Genomic DNA, 17,011 nt, shown 5'->3' on the forward strand with positions numbered 1-17,011 from the left:
TCTTTATCCAGACCAAAGCGGGGCGATAATGACCGATTCAGAATTAATGCAGCTTAGCGAGAAGGTGGGCCGGGCGCTGAAGGCGCGCGGTGCGACGGTGACCACGGCGGAATCCTGCACCGGCGGCTGGATAGCGAAAGCGCTCACCGATATTGCCGGTAGCTCAGCGTGGTTTGAACGCGGCTTTGTGACCTACAGCAACGAAGCCAAATCGCAAATGATCGGCGTCAGCGAAGCGACGCTGCGGGACAACGGCGCAGTGAGCGAACCGGTGGTGGTCGAGATGGCGATTGGTGCGCTGCGCGCGGCGCGCGCGGATTATGCCATCTCCGTTAGCGGCGTCGCCGGGCCGGATGGCGGCAGTGACGAAAAGCCGGTCGGCACGGTGTGGTTTGGTGTCGCCAGCGTGAGCGGGCAAGGGGTGACGCGGCGGGAATGCTTTGCCGGAGATCGCGAAGCGGTGCGTCGTCAGGCGACGGCCTATGCGCTAAATCTGCTCTGGCAACAATTTCTACAAAACACTTGATACTGTATGACCATACAGTATAATTGCTTCAACTGAACAAATATTAACGGCGAAGCGAACACGCTTCACCCTGCATGATTAGGAGTAACAATGGCGATCGACGAAAACAAACAGAAAGCGTTGGCGGCTGCACTGGGCCAGATCGAAAAGCAATTCGGTAAAGGCTCCATCATGCGCCTGGGTGAAGACCGTTCTATGGACGTAGAAACCATCTCCACCGGCTCGCTTTCTCTGGATATTGCGCTTGGCGCCGGCGGTCTGCCAATGGGCCGTATCGTCGAGATCTACGGGCCGGAATCCTCCGGTAAAACCACCCTGACGCTGCAGGTTATCGCCGCAGCGCAGCGTGAAGGTAAAACCTGTGCGTTCATCGATGCCGAACACGCACTGGACCCGGTCTATGCGCGCAAACTGGGCGTGGATATCGACAACCTGCTGTGTTCTCAGCCGGACACCGGTGAACAGGCTCTGGAAATCTGTGACGCGCTGGCGCGCTCAGGCGCGGTTGACGTTATCGTCGTCGACTCCGTGGCGGCGCTGACGCCGAAAGCGGAAATCGAAGGCGAAATCGGCGATTCTCACATGGGTCTCGCGGCGCGTATGATGAGCCAGGCGATGCGTAAGCTGGCGGGTAACCTGAAGCAGTCCAACACGCTGCTGATCTTCATCAACCAGATCCGTATGAAAATCGGCGTAATGTTCGGTAACCCGGAAACCACCACCGGCGGTAATGCGCTGAAGTTCTACGCCTCCGTGCGTCTGGACATCCGTCGCATCGGCGCGGTGAAAGAGGGCGACAACGTCGTCGGCAGCGAAACCCGCGTCAAAGTGGTGAAGAACAAGATCGCCGCGCCGTTCAAACAGGCTGAATTCCAGATCCTCTACGGCGAAGGCATCAACTTCTTCGGCGAGCTGGTTGACCTGGGCGTGAAAGAGAAGCTGATTGAGAAAGCGGGCGCCTGGTACAGCTACAACGGTGACAAAATTGGTCAGGGTAAAGCGAACGCGATCACCTGGCTGAAAGAGAACCCGGCGGCGGCGAAAGAAATTGAGAAGAAAGTTCGCGAACTGCTGCTCAACAACCAGGACTCTACGCCGGACTTCGCCGTTGACGGCAACGACGCAGAAGAAACGGAACAAGATTTCTGATATCGTCTAACAGAGTGATAAAGGGCTGCTTATGCGGCCCTTTTGCATTTCTTAGATTATTGAGGTGCCTGTGACTGAACCTTCATCACGCCGCTCCGGCTACGCCCGCCTGCTGGACCGCGCTATTCGCATTCTGGCCATGCGCGACCACAGCGAACAGGAGCTGCGGCGCAAACTGGCTGCTCCGGTAATGAGCAAAAATGGCCCCGAGGCGCTGGACGTCACCCCCGAAGAGCTGGAGCAGGTAGTTGCCTGGTGTATTGAAAACCGCTATCTCGACGATCACCGTTTTGTCGGCCAGTTCATTGCCAGCCGGAGCCGCAAAGGCTATGGCCCGGCGCGTATTCGCCAGGAGCTCAGCCAGAAAGGGATTGCGCGGCAGGACGTTGAACAGGCGATGCGCGAATGCGATATCGACTGGGTGAGCCTTGCCAGGGAGCAGGCGCAGCGTAAATACGGCGAACCGTTACCTTCCGCCTTTACTGAAAAAGTGAAAGTTCAGCGATTCCTGCTCTACCGCGGCTACCTGATGGAAGATATCCAGGAAATCTGGCGAAATTTTGCAGATTGACCCATCGGGGATTTTACTTCGCCGTAAAGAAAACTTATCTTATTCCCACTTTATTCCGTCGGGCCGCTGGTTGTGACAGTACAGACAGCGTCCAGGGCGATTATTCCTTATACACAAAATCATTCAAGCTGCATCAGGGCGGCAAGAGAGAACATCTTCTGGAACGCACGTCAGTTCGGTGCCGGGAGAGCAAGCGCAGCCAGGACAGAGGCGACTTGAAGGATGACGTGTAGCTTGATTTCAGGATAATTATGAGCAAGAGCACCGCTGAGATCCGTCAGGCGTTTCTCGACTTTTTCCATAGTAAGGGACATCAGGTAGTTGCCAGCAGCTCCCTGGTACCGCACAACGATCCAACCCTGCTGTTTACCAACGCCGGGATGAACCAGTTCAAGGATGTCTTCCTTGGCCTCGACAAACGTAATTATTCGCGCGCGACCACCGCGCAGCGTTGCGTGCGTGCGGGTGGTAAACACAACGATCTGGAAAACGTCGGTTACACCGCGCGTCACCACACCTTCTTTGAAATGCTGGGCAACTTCAGCTTCGGCGATTATTTCAAGCAGGATGCCATCAAATACGCATGGGAACTGCTGACTGGTGAAAACTGGTTCGCCCTGCCGAAAGAGAAGCTGTGGGTTACCGTTTACGAGACCGATGACGAAGCGTTCGACATCTGGGCTAACGAAGTGGGCGTTCCGCGTGAGCGGATCATCCGCATCGGCGACAACAAAGGCGCGGCGTTTGCTTCTGATAACTTCTGGCAGATGGGCGACACGGGTCCGTGCGGCCCGTGCACCGAAATCTTCTTTGACCACGGCGATCACATCTGGGGTGGCCCTCCGGGAAGCCCGGAAGAAGACGGCGACCGTTACATTGAGATCTGGAACATCGTCTTTATGCAGTTCAACCGTCAGGCTGACGGTACCATGGAGCCGCTGCCGAAGCCGTCCGTTGATACCGGTATGGGGCTGGAGCGTATTGCCGCCGTGCTGCAGCACGTTAACTCCAACTATGATATCGACCTGTTCCGCGATCTGATCGCCAGCGTGGCGAAAGTGACCGGCGCGACCGACCTGACGAACAAGTCGCTGCGCGTGATTGCCGACCACATTCGCTCCTGTGCGTTCCTGATCGCTGACGGCGTGATCCCGTCGAATGAAAACCGCGGCTACGTGCTGCGTCGCATCATTCGCCGTGCGATCCGTCACGGCAACATGCTGGGCGCGAAGGACACCTTCTTCTGGAAACTGGTTGCCCCGCTGATCGCCGTGATGGGTTCCGCCGGTGAAGAACTGAAACAGCAGCAGGCTCAGGTTGAGCAGGTGCTGAAAACCGAAGAAGAGCAGTTTGCCCGCACTCTGGAGCGCGGACTGGCGCTGCTGGATGAGGAGCTGTCGAAGCTGAAAGGCGACACGCTGGATGGCGAAACGGCCTTCCGTCTGTACGACACCTACGGCTTCCCGGTCGATCTGACGGCGGACGTGTGCCGCGAACGCAACATTAAAGTTGACGAAGCCGGCTTTGAAGCCGCCATGGAAGAGCAGCGCCGCCGCGCGCGCGAGTCCAGCGGTTTCGGCGCTGACTATAACGCGATGATCCGCGTTGATGGCGCCTCTGAATTTAAAGGTTACGACCATCTGGAGCTGAACGGCAAAGTCACCGCGCTGTTTATCGACGGTAAAGCGGTGGATAGCGTCAGCGCCGGCCAGGAAGCGGTGGTGATCCTCGATCAGACCCCGTTCTATGCGGAGTCCGGCGGCCAGGTGGGCGATAAAGGCGAACTGAAAGGCGCGGGCTTCTCCTTCGCCGTCAGCGACACGCAGAAGTACGGCCAGGCCATTGGTCATATCGGTAAAGTCGCCAGCGGCTCCCTGAAAGTGGGTGACGCGGTGCAGGCCGATGTGGACGAGGCTCGCCGTCAGCGTATCCGTCTGAACCACTCCGCGACGCATCTGATGCACGCGGCGCTGCGCCAGGTGCTCGGCACCCATGTGGCGCAGAAAGGCTCGCTGGTTAACGATAAAGCGCTGCGCTTTGACTTCTCGCATTTCGAAGCGATGAAGCCGGAAGAAATTCGTGCAGTGGAAGATCTGGTGAACGCGCAGATCCGTCGTAACCTGGCTATCGAAACCAATATCATGGATATCGATGCCGCGCGCGCATCCGGCGCCATGGCGCTGTTCGGCGAGAAATACGATGACCGCGTCCGCGTGCTGCAGATGGGCGACTTCTCCACCGAACTGTGCGGCGGGACTCACGCGGCGCGTACCGGTGATATCGGCCTGTTCCGCATCACTTCTGAGTCCGGTACCGCCGCTGGCGTGCGCCGTATCGAAGCGGTAACCGGCGAAGGCGCGATAGCCATGCTGCACGCGCAGAGCGATCAGCTCAGCGATATCGCACAGCTGTTGAAGGGTGACAGCCACAATCTCGGCGAGAAAGTTCGCGCCGCGCTGGAGCGTACCCGTCAGCTGGAAAAAGAGCTGCAGCAGCTGAAAGAGCAGGCTGCGGCGCAGGAGAGCGCAAACCTCTCCAGCAAAGCGGAAGAGATTAACGGCGTTAAGCTGCTGGTCAGCGAGCTGGCCGGCGTGGAGCCGAAGATGCTGCGTACCATGGTTGACGATCTGAAGAACCAACTGGGTTCGACGATTGTGGTGTTGGCTACGGTCGCAGACGGTAAAGTTTCCCTGATTGCCGGTGTGTCTAAGGATGTGACAGATCGCGTGAAAGCAGGGGAGCTGGTTGGTATGGTCGCTCAGCAGGTGGGCGGTAAAGGGGGCGGTCGTCCGGATATGGCGCAGGCCGGTGGTACCGATGCGTCTGCTCTCCCTGCAGCGTTAGCCAGTGTGAAAGGCTGGGTCAGCGCAAAACTGTAATAACTATAAACGCATATACCCTAAGTAATTCGAGTTGCAGGAAGGCGGCGACGTAGCGAATCCCCAGGAGCTTACTCAAGTAAGTAACTGGGGTGAGTGAGGAAAGCCAACACACATGCAACGTGAAGTATGACGGGTATAGGTGCCGTAACCTCGGGGGAACAGCACCTTGCGTCATAAGTACTGATAACGATAAAGTCGGGTTGAAATTGTGTATATCGGCTAAACTTAGGTTTAACAGAATGTGATGCCATGACTGCCTTATACCGCAAGGTATTTGTCATCGCTTACTTTTTGGCGTTATATGATGGATAATGCCGGGATACGAGAGACCCGACTCTTTTAATCTTTCAAGGAGCAAAGAATGCTGATTCTGACTCGTCGAGTTGGTGAGACCCTCATGATTGGAGATGAGGTCACTGTGACAGTTTTAGGGGTGAAGGGTAACCAGGTTCGTATTGGCGTAAACGCCCCTAAAGAAGTATCTGTTCACCGTGAAGAGATCTACCAGCGTATTCAGGCTGAAAAATCCCAGCAGTCCAGTTACTAAGGTTTCCGCGCCTCGCTGTTCAGTGAGGCGCATCCCTTCCCGCCGTTATTTTTGCCTTTTTCACTTTTTCCCCCTGCGCAATACCGGTTTTCATCACCCTTTGCCGCTTTGGCTGTTTGGCGTTATGTCAGCGCCAGGTCTGATTTCCTGTTGATAAATTGCCCTTTTTGCCGTTTTTGCACGCGAATTGCGTGCGAAGTGTGCAAACGAAAAAAGGTCTCGAAAAAGTGTTTGACTTATAAGTACCAGAAAGTAATATGTGCGCCATCGCAGCGACGAAGAGCAGAAACAAGTTCTTCAAAGCACTCGAAAGAGGCGTGTGTGTGGTGAGGTGGCCGAGAGGCTGAAGGCGCTCCCCTGCTAAGGGAGTATGCGGTCAAAAGCTGCATCCGGGGTTCGAATCCCCGCCTCACCGCCATTTTGCATCCGTAGCTCAGCTGGATAGAGTACTCGGCTACGAACCGAGCGGTCGGAGGTTCGAATCCTCCCGGATGCACCATATTCTCCTTAGTAACAGCGATATCGTTGTTGCAGGGGCTGCGGAATTATAGCCAGCACCAGGGAGGATAACGTTGAGTAAACAACGGCCCGTAGGGCGAGGCGCAGCCGAGTAATCCTCCCGGATGCACCATCTTCTTTCTGAATTAAGAGAGAAGAACGCTGTGAAAGCAGCGGCCCGCAGTGCGAGGCATAATCGAGTCACTCTACCGATTAGGCCATCATACTCAGTGTGGCATGTGTTAGTTGTGACACTGACGCGTAGTAAAGCAAGTTTCCCGATGCATCCGTAGCTCAGCTGGATAGAGTACTCGGCTACGAACCGAGCGGTCGGAGGTTCGAATCCTCCCGGATGCACCATTCTTTGATAAGAATGGCAAATCGCGAAATTTGATATCAGAATTACAGCAGTAATCCCGATGCATCCGTAGCTCAGCTGGATAGAGTACTCGGCTACGAACCGAGCGGTCGGAGGTTCGAATCCTCCCGGATGCACCATATTCTCCTTAGTAACAGCAACATTGTTGTTATCTGGTTTGCGAAACCATCGTAAGTGCCAGGAGAGTCACCCCGCAGTAAAATAGCTTTCCCGATGCATCCGTAGCTCAGCTGGATAGAGTACTCGGCTACGAACCGAGCGGTCGGAGGTTCGAATCCTCCCGGATGCACCATATTCTCCTTAATAACAGCGACGATGTTGTTTTATGGTCTGCGAAATCATCGCCAGCACCAGGGGGGATAACGTTGCGTAAGCAACGGCCCGAAGGGCGAGGCGTAGCCGAGTCATCCTCCCGGATGCACCATATTCTCCTTAATAACAGCGACGATGTTGTTTTACGGTCTGCGAAATTATCGCCAGCACCCTTTCGAATACACCATCCTCACTCTTCTCTCTCCATTCCGATTACCTCGTTTTCCATCACCGATTTCATCCTGACTTTTTTTATTGGCAAGCCGCGCTTTCCACTATAATTTATCCTTGTATATCAGCGTTATCAGGCTGAGATAAATGCAAGGAGAGAAATCCATGAAATGGTTCAAAGCAATACCTGCTTTTTGCGCGACGCTGCTGGTGGCGACGGCCCTTACTGGCTGTGCCGGTTCGTCCACCAAAGAAAGCACCGGCGGTTACATTGACGATACCGTGGTGACCACTAAGGTGAAAACGGCGCTCTTTAATGATAAAGAAATCAAGTCCTCAGAAATCAGCGTCCAGACCTTTAAAGGCCGCGTGCAGTTGAGCGGGTTTGTCTCCTCTGCTGATAGCGCTAAACGTGCGGTAGAAGTCACCCGTCGGGTGCAGGGCGTGCGAATGGTCGAGAACGATCTGCGTATTAAATAAGACCGGCTTTCTGGTTTTATGCCTGAAGGCGCCTGAGGGCGCCTTTGTCGTTTAAGCCGCTGGCCGCGACAACGACGGGCTTTTGCGATAGAGTAACCATTCATTAACCGGTTGGTGAGAAGACAATGTACGAAGGTTACGCAGGACTGATCTTTGATATGGATGGCACCATTCTCGATACCGAGCCGACGCATCGTCAGGCATGGAACGAGGTGTTGGGCCGCTACGGTATGCGTTTCGACGAACAGGCGATGGTCGCGCTCAATGGCTCACCAACCTGGCGGATTGCTCAGGCGATTATTGAACTCAACCAGGCGGATCTCGATCCACATCGCCTGGCGCAGGAAAAAACCCAGGCGGTTAAGGCGATGCTGCTGGACAGCGTACGCCCATTGCCGCTGATTGAGGTGGTCAAGGCGTGGCATGGCCGTCGCCCGATGTCGGTGGGTACCGGCAGCGAAAGCGCCGTCGCCGAGGCACTGCTGGCGCACCTGGGCCTGCGTCATTACTTCACCGCGGTGGTGGCGGCCGATCATGTGGTCAACCATAAACCCGCGCCCGATACCTTCCTGCTGTGCGCCGAGCGCATGGGCGTCGCGCCGGAAAACTGCGTGGTCTTCGAAGATGCCGACTTTGGTCTGCAGGCGGCGAAGCGCGCAGGCATGGACGCTGTTGACGTGCGTTTGCTGTGAGCGATGCGCTGTCACTCACCTCGCTGTTTGCCAGTAGCTTTTTAAGCGCCACGCTGCTTCCCGGTAATTCGGAGGTTGTGCTGGTGGCTATGCTACTTGCAGGGGTCAGTCATCCATGGTGGTTAGTATTAATAGCAACAATCGGCAATAGCCTTGGAGGGGTAACTAACGTTATTCTGGGGCGCTTGTTTCCGCTGCGCAAAACCTCGCGCTGGCAGGAGCGGGCGGCCGGCTGGCTTAAGCGCTACGGCGCGGTCACGCTCTTACTGAGCTGGGCGCCGGTTGTCGGTGATTTACTGTGTTTGCTGGCGGGATGGATGCGCATTTCCTGGGGACCGGTACTCTTTTTCTTATGCCTTGGTAAGGCGCTGCGCTATATCGTTATTGCGGCAGCGACGCTTCAGGGCATGACGTGGTGGCACTAATTGGACTGATAGTTCATCCATTACAATTATGCTTATTCAAACGATTTCGACAGGCGGGAGGTCAAATTGATCCCGGACGTATCACAGGCGCTGGCCTGGCTGGAAAAACATCCGCAGGCTCTGCAAGGTATTCAACGTGGTCTGGAGCGGGAAACGCTGCGCGTTAACGCCGACGGCACCCTTGCAACGACCGGTCACCCTCTGGCGTTAGGCTCAGCGCTGACGCATAAATGGATTACCACCGATTTTGCCGAAGCTTTACTCGAGTTCATTACGCCGGTAGATGGCGATATTGAGCATATGCTGACCTTTATGCGCGATGTCCATCGCTATACCGCGCGTCAGCTGGGCGACGAGCGGATGTGGCCGCTGAGTATGCCATGCTATATCGCTCCCGGTCAGGATATTGAGCTGGCGCAGTACGGCACCTCAAACGTGGGGCGTCTGAAAACGCTGTATCGCGAGGGGCTGAAGAACCGCTATGGCGCGCTGATGCAGACTATCTCCGGCGTGCACTATAACTTCTCGTTGCCGATGGCGTTCTGGCAGGCGAAGTGCGGCGTGGAAGACGTCGAAAGCGGTAAAGAAGCTATCTCGGCGGGCTATTTCCGCTCGATTCGTAACTACTATCGCTTTGGCTGGGTGATCCCTTATCTGTTCGGCGCTTCGCCGGCGATTTGCTCTTCGTTCCTGCAAGGGAAACCGACGACGCTGCCTTTTGAGGAAGCGGGTAACGGTATGTACTACCTGCCGTACGCCACCTCGCTGCGCCTCAGCGACCTCGGTTATACCAATAAGTCGCAAAGCAATCTCGGAATTACGTTTAACGATCTGCACGAGTATGTGGCAGGATTGAAGCGGGCGATTAAAACGCCGTCGGAAGAGTACGCTAAAATCGGGCTGCAGAAAGACGGCAAGTATCTGCAGATCAACAGCAATATCCTGCAGATTGAAAACGAACTCTATGCGCCGATCCGTCCGAAACGCGTGACCCGTCGGGGCGAAACCCCGTCCGATGCGCTGCTGCGCGGCGGCATTGAGTACATTGAAGTGCGTTCGCTGGATATCAACCCGTTCTCGCCGATCGGCGTTGACGCCCAGCAGGTGCGTTTCCTCGATCTGTTTATGGTCTGGTGCGCGCTGGCCGACGCGCCGGAGATGAGCAGCGATGAGCTGCTGTGCACCCGCACCAACTGGAATCGGGTGATTCTGGAAGGGCGTAAGCCGGGCTTAACGCTGGGGATTGGCTGCGAAAGCGCGCAGTTCCCGTTGGCTGAGGTGGGCAAAGATCTGTTCCGCGATTTACGCCGCGTGGCGCAGACCCTTGACAGTATCCACGGTGGCCAGGCATATCAGCAGGTCTGCGACGAGCTGCTGGCCTGCTTTGACGATCCGGAATTAACCTTCTCAGCCCGCATTCTGCGTTCTATGATTGAAGAAGGGATTGGCGGCACTGGCCGTGCATTGGCGGATCGCTATCGGACGCAGCTGCGTGAAGAGCCGCTGGAGATCCTGAGCGAAGCCGATTTCATCGCCGAGCGCGAGGCATCGGTGGCGCGGCAGAAGAAAGTGGAAGCGGAAGACAGTGAGCCGTTTGAAGCGCTGCTGGCACGACACGCGTAGCCGCTGACGATACAAAAGAAAAAGGCCACATCAATGTGGCCAAACTTTCATCTCTGATTCAGGGATGATGATGATAATAAATGCGCGTCTTTCATATACTGAGACTCGCGGCTGAACAAAGAGTTCATTTTATTTTAAAAAAAATCACTCCCGGAGGTGACGAATGCCGTTGTTAGATAGTTTCACAGTCGACCATACCCGAATGGAAGCCCCAGCGGTGCGTGTCGCGAAGAAAATGAACACGCCGCATGGCGATGAAATCACCGTTTTCGATCTGCGCTTCTGCGTGCCGAACCAGGAAGTGATGCCGGAGCGCGGTATCCACACTCTGGAGCACCTGTTCGCGGGCTTTATGCGCGATCACCTGAACGGGAATGGCGTGGAAATTATCGACATTTCGCCGATGGGCTGCCGCACCGGGTTCTATATGAGCCTGATTGGTACGCCAGATGAGCAGCGCGTCGCTGACGCCTGGAAAGCGGCGATGGCCGATGTACTGAAGGTAAAAGATCAGAACCAGATCCCGGAGCTGAACGTTTACCAGTGCGGAACCTACACGATGCACTCGCTGGAAGAGGCCCAGGACATCGCTCGTCATATCATTGAGCGCGATGTGCGCATCAACAGCAACGACGAACTGGCGCTGCCGAAAGAAAAACTGCAGGAACTGCACATCTAGTGCTTCCGCCACGGCCCGACGCCTGTCGCCGGGCCGCTCTCCTGACGCCGCCATGACCACCACCACGACGTTCTCCTTTCAGCACCGCCCGCTGGTGCCTTTTGCCCATGATTACGCCCACGGTGACCAGGAAGACTGGCATCAGCACGACTGCGCCCAGCTGCTGCATATTTTAAGCGGCGTGGTGCGGGTCGCGACGCCGGCAGGTTACTGGGTGGTGCCGCCCGGGCGCGGCGTCTGGCTGCCGGCGGGAACGCCGCACGCGCTGCGTATGACCGGCAACGTGGCGGCGCGCACCCTGTTTATCGATCCGCTGGCGCGCGCCGATCTCCCGGCGGGCTGCCAGATCGTACAGATCACGCCGCTGCTGCGGGAACTGATCGTCTCATCCCTGGGACTGGCCGAGCGCTATGCCCCCGCCAGCCGTGACGAACGGATTTATGAGCTGATCCTCGATGAGATCCGCGGGATGGCGATCCTGCCGTTTGGCCTGCCGGAACCACAAAGCGACACGCTGCGTCGGCTATGTCAGCAGGTGCGTGAGACGCCGGGCGATGTCTGGAGCAGCGGCCAGGCGGCGAAGGCGTGCAGCATGAGCGAGCGAACCCTTAACCGCCATTTTCAGCAGCAGACTAGCCTGACGTGGAGCGAGTGGGTGCGCCGGGCGAAGCTAATGGAAGCGCTGACTCGCCTGGCGCAGGGTCACTCCGTGCTGCGGGTGGCGCTGGAGCTGGGCTACGGCAGCCACAGCGCCTTCAGCGCCATGTTTCGTCGGGTGATGGGCGTTGCTCCCAGCGACTATTTTCGCCCTCCGACCTGATCGGCGACGCTGATCGCATTGCACAATGCCTGCAGCGAAGCGCGCGCCACGTCATTATCAATACCTACCCCCCAGTAGCTTTCACCTTGCGGAAAAACGCAGCGGATATAGGCGACCGACCGACTGTCGCTGCGCGCGCCAAGGGTATGCTCATGGTAGTCCTTGATCATAAACGGCTGTCTGAGCAGTGCGCTGAGGCCGCTGGCGGCGGCCGACAGCAGGCCGTTGCCCTGGCCCTGCAGGCGTCGGGTTTCGCCGTGGTGACGCAGCGTCGCCTGCAGCGAAAGCTGACCATCCTGTTGGCTGGCGCTCTGATAATCGAGCAGCGTCAGCGCAGGCTGCGCCAGCAGGCCGTAGCGCGTGCGGAACAGCTGCCACAGCGCGTGGTGGGTCATCTCTTTGCCGTCGCTATCGGTCGCCTGCTGTACATGCTGACTGAAGTCCTGCTGCAGCCCGCGGGGCAGCTTGAGACCATGATTTTGTTCGATAAGCCAGGCGCTGCCGCTTTTCCCCGACTGGCTGTTGACGCGGATCACCGCCTCATAGCTACAGCCGATATCCTGTGGGTCAATGGGCAGGTAGGGCATCTGCCATGGATCACCAGGATGACGGGCATCAAACCCTTTTTTGATTGCATCCTGATGGGAGCCGGAGAAGGCGGTGTAAGCCAGACTTCCCGCCCACGGGTGGCGCGGGTGAACGGGGATCTGGTTGCAGTTTTCCACCACCTCCACCACCCGGTTCATCTGCTCGAAGCGAAGCTGGGGGTCGATGCCCTGGCTGTAGAGGTTCATGGCCAGCGTGACCAGGCAGACGTTGCCAGTGCGTTCGCCATTGCCAAACAGGCAGCCTTCCACCCGATCGGCGCCAGCCATCACCGCCAGCTCGGCGCTGGCGACACCGGTCCCGCGGTCGTTATGCGGGTGCACGCTGATGCAGACCTCGCCGCGGCGGGAGAAGTGGCGGCAAAAATACTCGATCTGATCGGCATACACGTTGGGGGTGTTCACTTCTACCGTCGCCGGCAGATTGACGATCATCGGCCGTTCGGCGCAGGGCTGCCAGACGTCCGCCACCGCCTCGCAAATCTCAAGCGCAAACTCGGGTTCGGTAAAGCAGAAGGTCTCTGGTGAGTATTCGTATTGCCAGCGGGTCTCCGGCTGTTGTTCGCACTGCTGGCGGATAAGCCGGGTGGCGCGGGTCGCCAGGGCGATCACTTCGGCTTTATCCTTCCCAAAGACCAGCTCGCGAAACAGCGGCGCGGTGGCATTGTAGAGGTGGACGGTGGCCTGGCGGGCGCCGCGCAGCGCCTCAAAGGTGCGCAGGATCAACGGATCCCGCGCCTGGGTCAGCACCTGGATGGTGACATCTTCCGGGATGCGCTGCTCGTCGATCAGCTGGCGGACGAAGTTGAAATCGGTTTGCGAAGCGGAAGGGAAGGCGACCTCAATCTCTTTAAAGCCGCACTCCAGCAGCAGATCCCAGAACTGCAGTTTGCGGGCGCTGTCCATGGGCTCCGCCAGCGCCTGGTTGCCGTCGCGCAGGTCGGTCGACAGCCAGCGCGGGGCGTGGCTGATTTGCCGGTCGGGCCAGCGGCGGTCGGGCAGGGCAATCGGCGGATAGGGACGGTACTTTTCAGCAGGATGGCTCAGCATAGTATTCTCCTTAATGGTCAGCCTTTATCCTGCCCGAGCGTCGGGTGGCGGGCTTTCGCAAACGAGACAGAAACTAGCGAGAATTGGACAATCTGACGCCATAAAAAAGGGACCCGCAGGTCCCTTAGTCTGATACTTAGTGTGCGCCCCCACCGCCGCCGCCGGCGCTGAATGGCGGCCTGGCGAACCACACCAGGCTGAGCAGAAGAATAAAGATCCCCGCCGAAACCCAGAAGATTTCGTTGGCGGAGATAATCAACCCCTGGTTGGTTATCTGCTGTGCTATCCAGCCGGAAGCCTGCTGCTGGGTCATTCCCATGCCCTGCAGCTGATCGTACATCTGCTGGGCGTTGGGGTTGAACGGCGTCACCGACTCGGTGAGCTGCGCATGGTGCAGCGCCTCACGGTTGGTCCACATGGTGGTGGTGATCGAGGTACCGATGGAACCGGCAAGCGTTCGGGTAAAGTTCGACAAGCTCGACGCCGCCGCCAGCCGCTCCGGCGGCAGGCCGGAGAGGGTGATGGTGGTCAATGGCATGAAGAAGCAGGCTACCGCGAAGCCCTGGATAAACTGCGGCCACGCCGAAGCACCAAAGTCCATACCCGGTTCAAAGGTCCACGCGCGCCAGTAGAAGCACACCGCATACATAATAAAGCTGAAGGTCACCAGCCGCCGCATATCGAGCTTATGCGCAAAGCGGCCGATGATTGGCGACAGAATAACCGGGATCACCCCCACCGGCGCCGACGCCAGACCGGCCCAGGTGGCGGTGTAGCCGTAGACCTCCTGCAACAGTTGCGGCAGCAGCACGATGGCGCCGAAGTAGAGCATATAGGCCAGGCTGATACACAAACAGCCGATGGTGAAGTTGCGTGACTTAAACAGCGAGAGGTCGACTATCGGGTTATCGTCGGTCAGCTCCCAGACAATCAGGAAACTTATCGCCACCACCGCCACGATGGTCAGGATGATAATCTCGTTGGAAGCGAACCAGTCGAGCTCTTTACCGCGGTCGAGCATCACCTGCAGGCTACCGATACCGATGATCAGCAGGGCGAGACCCACGCCGTCGATGCGCCGTTGTTCGGTGCGGGTTTCACGGTTGCGCAGGGTTTGCAGGGTCATGATCACCACCGCCACGCCAATCGGCACGTTGATGAAGAAGATCCAGCCCCAGTGATAGTTATCGCTGATATAGCCGCCGAGAATCGGGCCACAGATCGGCGCGACGATCACGGTCATTGACCACAGGGCCAGCGCAATCGACCGCTTCGCCGGCGGGTAGTTGCTGAGCAACAGGCTCTGCGACAGCGGGATCAGCGGACCGGCGACGATCCCCTGAATGACGCGGAAGAAAATCAGCATCGTCAGGCTGTTCGACACCCCGCAGGCCCAGGAGGCGATAGCGAATGCCACCGTCGACCAGACGAAGAGCTTCACCTCGCCGACGCGTTTCGCCAGCCAGCCGGTAATGGGGATGGAGATGGCGTTGGCCACCCCGAACGAGGTGATGACCCAGGTTCCCTGGCTCAGCGACGAGCCAAGGTTACCGGCAATGGTCGGAATTGCCACGTTGGCGATAGTGGAGTCCAGCACCTGCATGAACGTCGCCAGCGACAGCGCAATGGTCATAATGACCAGTTGCGCGCCTTCGAGCGGTTTTTGCTGTTGCATTACGCTCACCCCGAATTATCCGGCGTTGGCCTGGATGATACCGTCGATCAGTTTATTGACCGGCTCAAGCGCGATTTCGCGGGCATTGCTCTCGTAGACCGGGGAGCTTCGCACCTGGCTGGCCAGCATTTCGCCATCGCGATCGGTGGTGTTGACTTCCACCAGCGTGGAGAGGCCGATGCGCAGCGGGTGTTCCGCCAGCTGTTTTTCATCCAGCTCGATGCGGACTGGCAGGCGCTGTACCACTTTGATCCAGTTACCGGTGGCGTTCTGCGCCGGCAGCAGGGAGAAGGCGCTGCCGGTACCCATATCCAGGCCGACCACTTTGCCGGTGTATTTCACGTCATCGCCATAGATGTCGCTGATCACGGTGGCCGGCTGGCCGATGCGCATGTGCGCCAGCTGGGTCTCTTTAAAGTTGGCGTCGATCCACAGGTTGGTCGCCGGGACCACCGCCATCAGCGGCGTGGTGGTGCCAATCTGCGCCCCAGGCTGTACCGAGCGACGGGAAACGTAGCCGCTAATCGGGCTGACGATTTGCGTACGCTGCAGGGCCAGCCAGGCGTTACGCACTTCGGTGGCCGCCTGCAGCACCGCCGGCTGCTGTTCCAGTTTGGTGCCCAGCACGATCGCCTGGTTGGCGTTGTATTGCTGGATTGCCACGTCGAGTTCGGCCTGCGCGCTGGCGACGGTATCGCGGGCGTGCTGCAACTCTTCGCGGCCGATCAGGTTCGCGGCGCCCAGCGGGATGCGGCGATTCAGGTCAGCCTGCGCCTGGGCGAGGGCGGTCTTTTTGACGTCAATATTCGCCTGCAACTGCTTGCTGTTGATCATCTGCTGACGGGTTTGACGCACGCTGGCGGCCAGCTGCGTTTTGGCTTTCTCAAACGCCTGCTGGGCATCGGTCTGATCGAGCGTCACCAGCGGATCGCCTTTCTGCACGTAGTCCGTGTTGTCAGCCCAGACTTTGGTCACGCTGCCTGAGACCTGGGCCATAATTTGTACCTGGTTCCCTGCCACGTAGGCATCGTCGGTCTCTTCGTAATGACGCAGTACCAGAAACCAGTAAATCCCATATGCCACGGCAATAATAATAAAGAGCAATGTCAGCAACAGGAGTGCGCCTTTGCGCTTTCCTTTTTTGCTGCCTGGTTGCTGCGGGGTTTGGCTCTCCGCATTTGCGCTCATGTTATTCTCCACGATCTTATTATTTCACATCGGCTGAGCCGACCTGTTTATCAGAAAGGCCAGCAGAGATCTGCTGGCCTGGCTGTTTTCCTTGCAACGTAAAAATGGGTTGAGCGACGCCGCCCTTAGCGTAGAGAGTCCGCCAGCACGCCTTCTTCTTCCATCTGGTCAAGGCGGCTCAGGAGTTTGCGGGTGATATGTTCGAGCTGATCTTTTTCGCTGGTGCTGAGTGAAGACCACAGCTGATGCAGGCAGTTATGCTGCGGTGGCAGGACTTCACGCAAAAACTGATGGCCCTTTTCGGTCAGCTGCAGATGCAGACAGCGGCGATCGTTATCGCTCTCGCGGCGTTCAATCCAGCCGCGTTTTTCCAGCTCATCAGCGATACGGGTGGCGTTGGTCCGCGACGAGCCCAGCGCGCAGCTTAGCTCGGACGGCTGAATGCTGTGGTTTTCCTGCGATTCCAGCGTAATCAGCGCCATAAATAATGTCTCGTTAATTCCCTGCGCTTTGAGCATTTTATTGCGGTTTTCCAGCAGCTTACCTTGCATGTGCATGCAAAGACGAGTTAACAGGATCTCCTGGAACGGGAAATCTTCATGGCGGCTGGCGCGGAATTTGAGCATTTGCTCAATGGGAGTAAACGAACTATCCATTTGGGTATGACCTCATTAATTACAGCCGATATAATAACTATTGTGACAAATAAATCAAATGAATTATTGACTAAAATTGATAC

General features: G+C 57.4%; 15 protein-coding genes and 5 tRNA genes. 16 read left to right on the forward strand and 4 right to left on the reverse strand.

Annotated features, from left to right (window positions below):
* Positions 1–28: 28 nt before the first annotated feature.
* From pncC to CWM57_RS07795, 16 genes are all read left to right on the forward strand, one after another.
* Positions 29–526 carry a nicotinamide-nucleotide amidase gene (gene pncC / locus CWM57_RS07715; RefSeq protein ID WP_061153572.1) on the forward strand — a complete coding sequence of 166 codons (498 nt, stop codon included), beginning with the start codon at positions 29–31 and terminating at the stop codon, positions 524–526.
* A 90-nt stretch (positions 527–616) separates the two neighbouring features.
* Complete coding sequence (recA, locus tag CWM57_RS07720; protein ID WP_004205686.1) at positions 617–1,675, forward strand: recombinase RecA; 1,059 nt, start codon at positions 617–619, stop codon at positions 1,673–1,675.
* 70 nt (positions 1,676–1,745) lie between these two features.
* The gene (recX, locus tag CWM57_RS07725) at positions 1,746–2,246 is read left to right on the forward strand and encodes a recombination regulator RecX (protein WP_008806152.1); all 501 of its coding nucleotides are present in this window, start codon (positions 1,746–1,748) and stop codon (positions 2,244–2,246) included.
* A gap of 251 nt (positions 2,247–2,497) precedes the next feature.
* Complete coding sequence (alaS, locus tag CWM57_RS07730; RefSeq protein WP_100675862.1) at positions 2,498–5,125, forward strand: alanine--tRNA ligase; 2,628 nt, start codon at positions 2,498–2,500, stop codon at positions 5,123–5,125.
* Positions 5,126–5,489: 364 nt separating this feature from the next.
* Positions 5,490–5,675, forward strand: a complete 186-nt coding sequence (csrA, locus tag CWM57_RS07740; protein WP_000906486.1) for a carbon storage regulator CsrA — start codon at positions 5,490–5,492, stop codon at positions 5,673–5,675.
* Positions 5,676–6,000: 325 nt separating this feature from the next.
* A tRNA-Ser gene (locus CWM57_RS07745) sits at positions 6,001–6,093 on the forward strand.
* Between the two features lie 4 nt (positions 6,094–6,097).
* Positions 6,098–6,174, forward strand: a tRNA-Arg gene (locus CWM57_RS07750).
* Between the two features lie 282 nt (positions 6,175–6,456).
* Positions 6,457–6,533 (forward strand) — tRNA-Arg (locus CWM57_RS07755).
* 61 nt (positions 6,534–6,594) lie between these two features.
* Positions 6,595–6,671, forward strand: a tRNA-Arg gene (locus tag CWM57_RS07760).
* A 96-nt stretch (positions 6,672–6,767) separates the two neighbouring features.
* Positions 6,768–6,844 (forward strand) — tRNA-Arg (locus CWM57_RS07765).
* 356 nt (positions 6,845–7,200) lie between these two features.
* Positions 7,201–7,515, forward strand: coding sequence for a BON domain-containing protein (locus CWM57_RS07770; protein ID WP_061153576.1), 315 nt, complete (start codon positions 7,201–7,203; stop codon positions 7,513–7,515).
* A 125-nt stretch (positions 7,516–7,640) separates the two neighbouring features.
* Positions 7,641–8,207, forward strand: coding sequence for a fructose-1-phosphate/6-phosphogluconate phosphatase (gene yqaB, locus CWM57_RS07775; RefSeq protein WP_061153577.1), 567 nt, complete (start codon positions 7,641–7,643; stop codon positions 8,205–8,207).
* Positions 8,204–8,632: a YqaA family protein gene (locus CWM57_RS07780; RefSeq protein WP_008806149.1), complete on the forward strand. Its 429-nt coding sequence runs from the start codon at positions 8,204–8,206 to the stop codon at positions 8,630–8,632. Before yqaB ends, CWM57_RS07780 begins: the two co-directional genes overlap by 4 nt.
* 66 nt (positions 8,633–8,698) lie before the next feature.
* Positions 8,699–10,255 carry a glutamate--cysteine ligase gene (gene gshA / locus CWM57_RS07785; protein WP_100675864.1) on the forward strand — a complete coding sequence of 519 codons (1,557 nt, stop codon included), beginning with the start codon at positions 8,699–8,701 and terminating at the stop codon, positions 10,253–10,255.
* A gap of 163 nt (positions 10,256–10,418) precedes the next feature.
* Positions 10,419–10,934, forward strand: coding sequence for an S-ribosylhomocysteine lyase (luxS, locus tag CWM57_RS07790; RefSeq protein WP_002914351.1), 516 nt, complete (start codon positions 10,419–10,421; stop codon positions 10,932–10,934).
* A 52-nt stretch (positions 10,935–10,986) separates the two neighbouring features.
* The gene (locus tag CWM57_RS07795) at positions 10,987–11,754 is read left to right on the forward strand and encodes an AraC family transcriptional regulator (protein WP_100632157.1); all 768 of its coding nucleotides are present in this window, start codon (positions 10,987–10,989) and stop codon (positions 11,752–11,754) included.
* On the opposite strand, the gene leuA is transcribed toward CWM57_RS07795, so the two are convergent.
* From leuA to mprA, 4 genes are all read right to left on the reverse strand, one after another.
* Positions 11,733–13,409: a 2-isopropylmalate synthase gene (leuA, locus tag CWM57_RS07800; protein WP_100675865.1), complete on the reverse strand. Its 1,677-nt coding sequence runs from the start codon at positions 13,407–13,409 to the stop codon at positions 11,733–11,735. The two genes, CWM57_RS07795 and leuA, sit on opposite strands and share 22 nt — an antisense overlap.
* A 136-nt stretch (positions 13,410–13,545) precedes the next feature.
* Complete coding sequence (emrB, locus tag CWM57_RS07805; RefSeq protein ID WP_061153580.1) at positions 13,546–15,084, reverse strand: multidrug efflux MFS transporter permease subunit EmrB; 1,539 nt, start codon at positions 15,082–15,084, stop codon at positions 13,546–13,548.
* Positions 15,085–15,099: 15 nt separating this feature from the next.
* Entirely contained in the window at positions 15,100–16,272 is a 1,173-nt protein-coding gene (emrA, locus tag CWM57_RS07810) for a multidrug efflux MFS transporter periplasmic adaptor subunit EmrA (protein ID WP_061153581.1), read from the reverse strand.
* Between the two features lie 125 nt (positions 16,273–16,397).
* Positions 16,398–16,928, reverse strand: a complete 531-nt coding sequence (mprA, locus tag CWM57_RS07815; protein ID WP_002914337.1) for a transcriptional repressor MprA — start codon at positions 16,926–16,928, stop codon at positions 16,398–16,400.
* Between the last annotated feature and the right edge of the window lie 83 nt (positions 16,929–17,011).

The organism is Klebsiella sp. G-Nf4 (genome assembly GCF_002810615.1).
Lineage (GTDB): Bacteria > Pseudomonadota > Gammaproteobacteria > Enterobacterales > Enterobacteriaceae > Klebsiella > Klebsiella variicola.

Coding starts and splice junctions, on each gene's coding strand:
- emrA (WP_061153581.1), bottom strand. CDS start 16,272: ATGAGCGCAAATGCGGAGAGCCAAACCCCGCAGCAACCAGGCAGCAAA.
- recA (WP_004205686.1), top strand. CDS start 617: ATGGCGATCGACGAAAACAAACAGAAAGCGTTGGCGGCTGCACTGGGC.
- csrA (WP_000906486.1), top strand. CDS start 5,490: ATGCTGATTCTGACTCGTCGAGTTGGTGAGACCCTCATGATTGGAGAT.
- emrB (WP_061153580.1), bottom strand. CDS start 15,084: ATGCAACAGCAAAAACCGCTCGAAGGCGCGCAACTGGTCATTATGACC.
- pncC (WP_061153572.1), top strand. CDS start 29: ATGACCGATTCAGAATTAATGCAGCTTAGCGAGAAGGTGGGCCGGGCG.
- leuA (WP_100675865.1), bottom strand. CDS start 13,409: ATGCTGAGCCATCCTGCTGAAAAGTACCGTCCCTATCCGCCGATTGCC.
- yqaB (WP_061153577.1), top strand. CDS start 7,641: ATGTACGAAGGTTACGCAGGACTGATCTTTGATATGGATGGCACCATT.
- mprA (WP_002914337.1), bottom strand. CDS start 16,928: ATGGATAGTTCGTTTACTCCCATTGAGCAAATGCTCAAATTCCGCGCC.
- CWM57_RS07770 (WP_061153576.1), top strand. CDS start 7,201: ATGAAATGGTTCAAAGCAATACCTGCTTTTTGCGCGACGCTGCTGGTG.
- alaS (WP_100675862.1), top strand. CDS start 2,498: ATGAGCAAGAGCACCGCTGAGATCCGTCAGGCGTTTCTCGACTTTTTC.
- luxS (WP_002914351.1), top strand. CDS start 10,419: ATGCCGTTGTTAGATAGTTTCACAGTCGACCATACCCGAATGGAAGCC.
- CWM57_RS07795 (WP_100632157.1), top strand. CDS start 10,987: ATGACCACCACCACGACGTTCTCCTTTCAGCACCGCCCGCTGGTGCCT.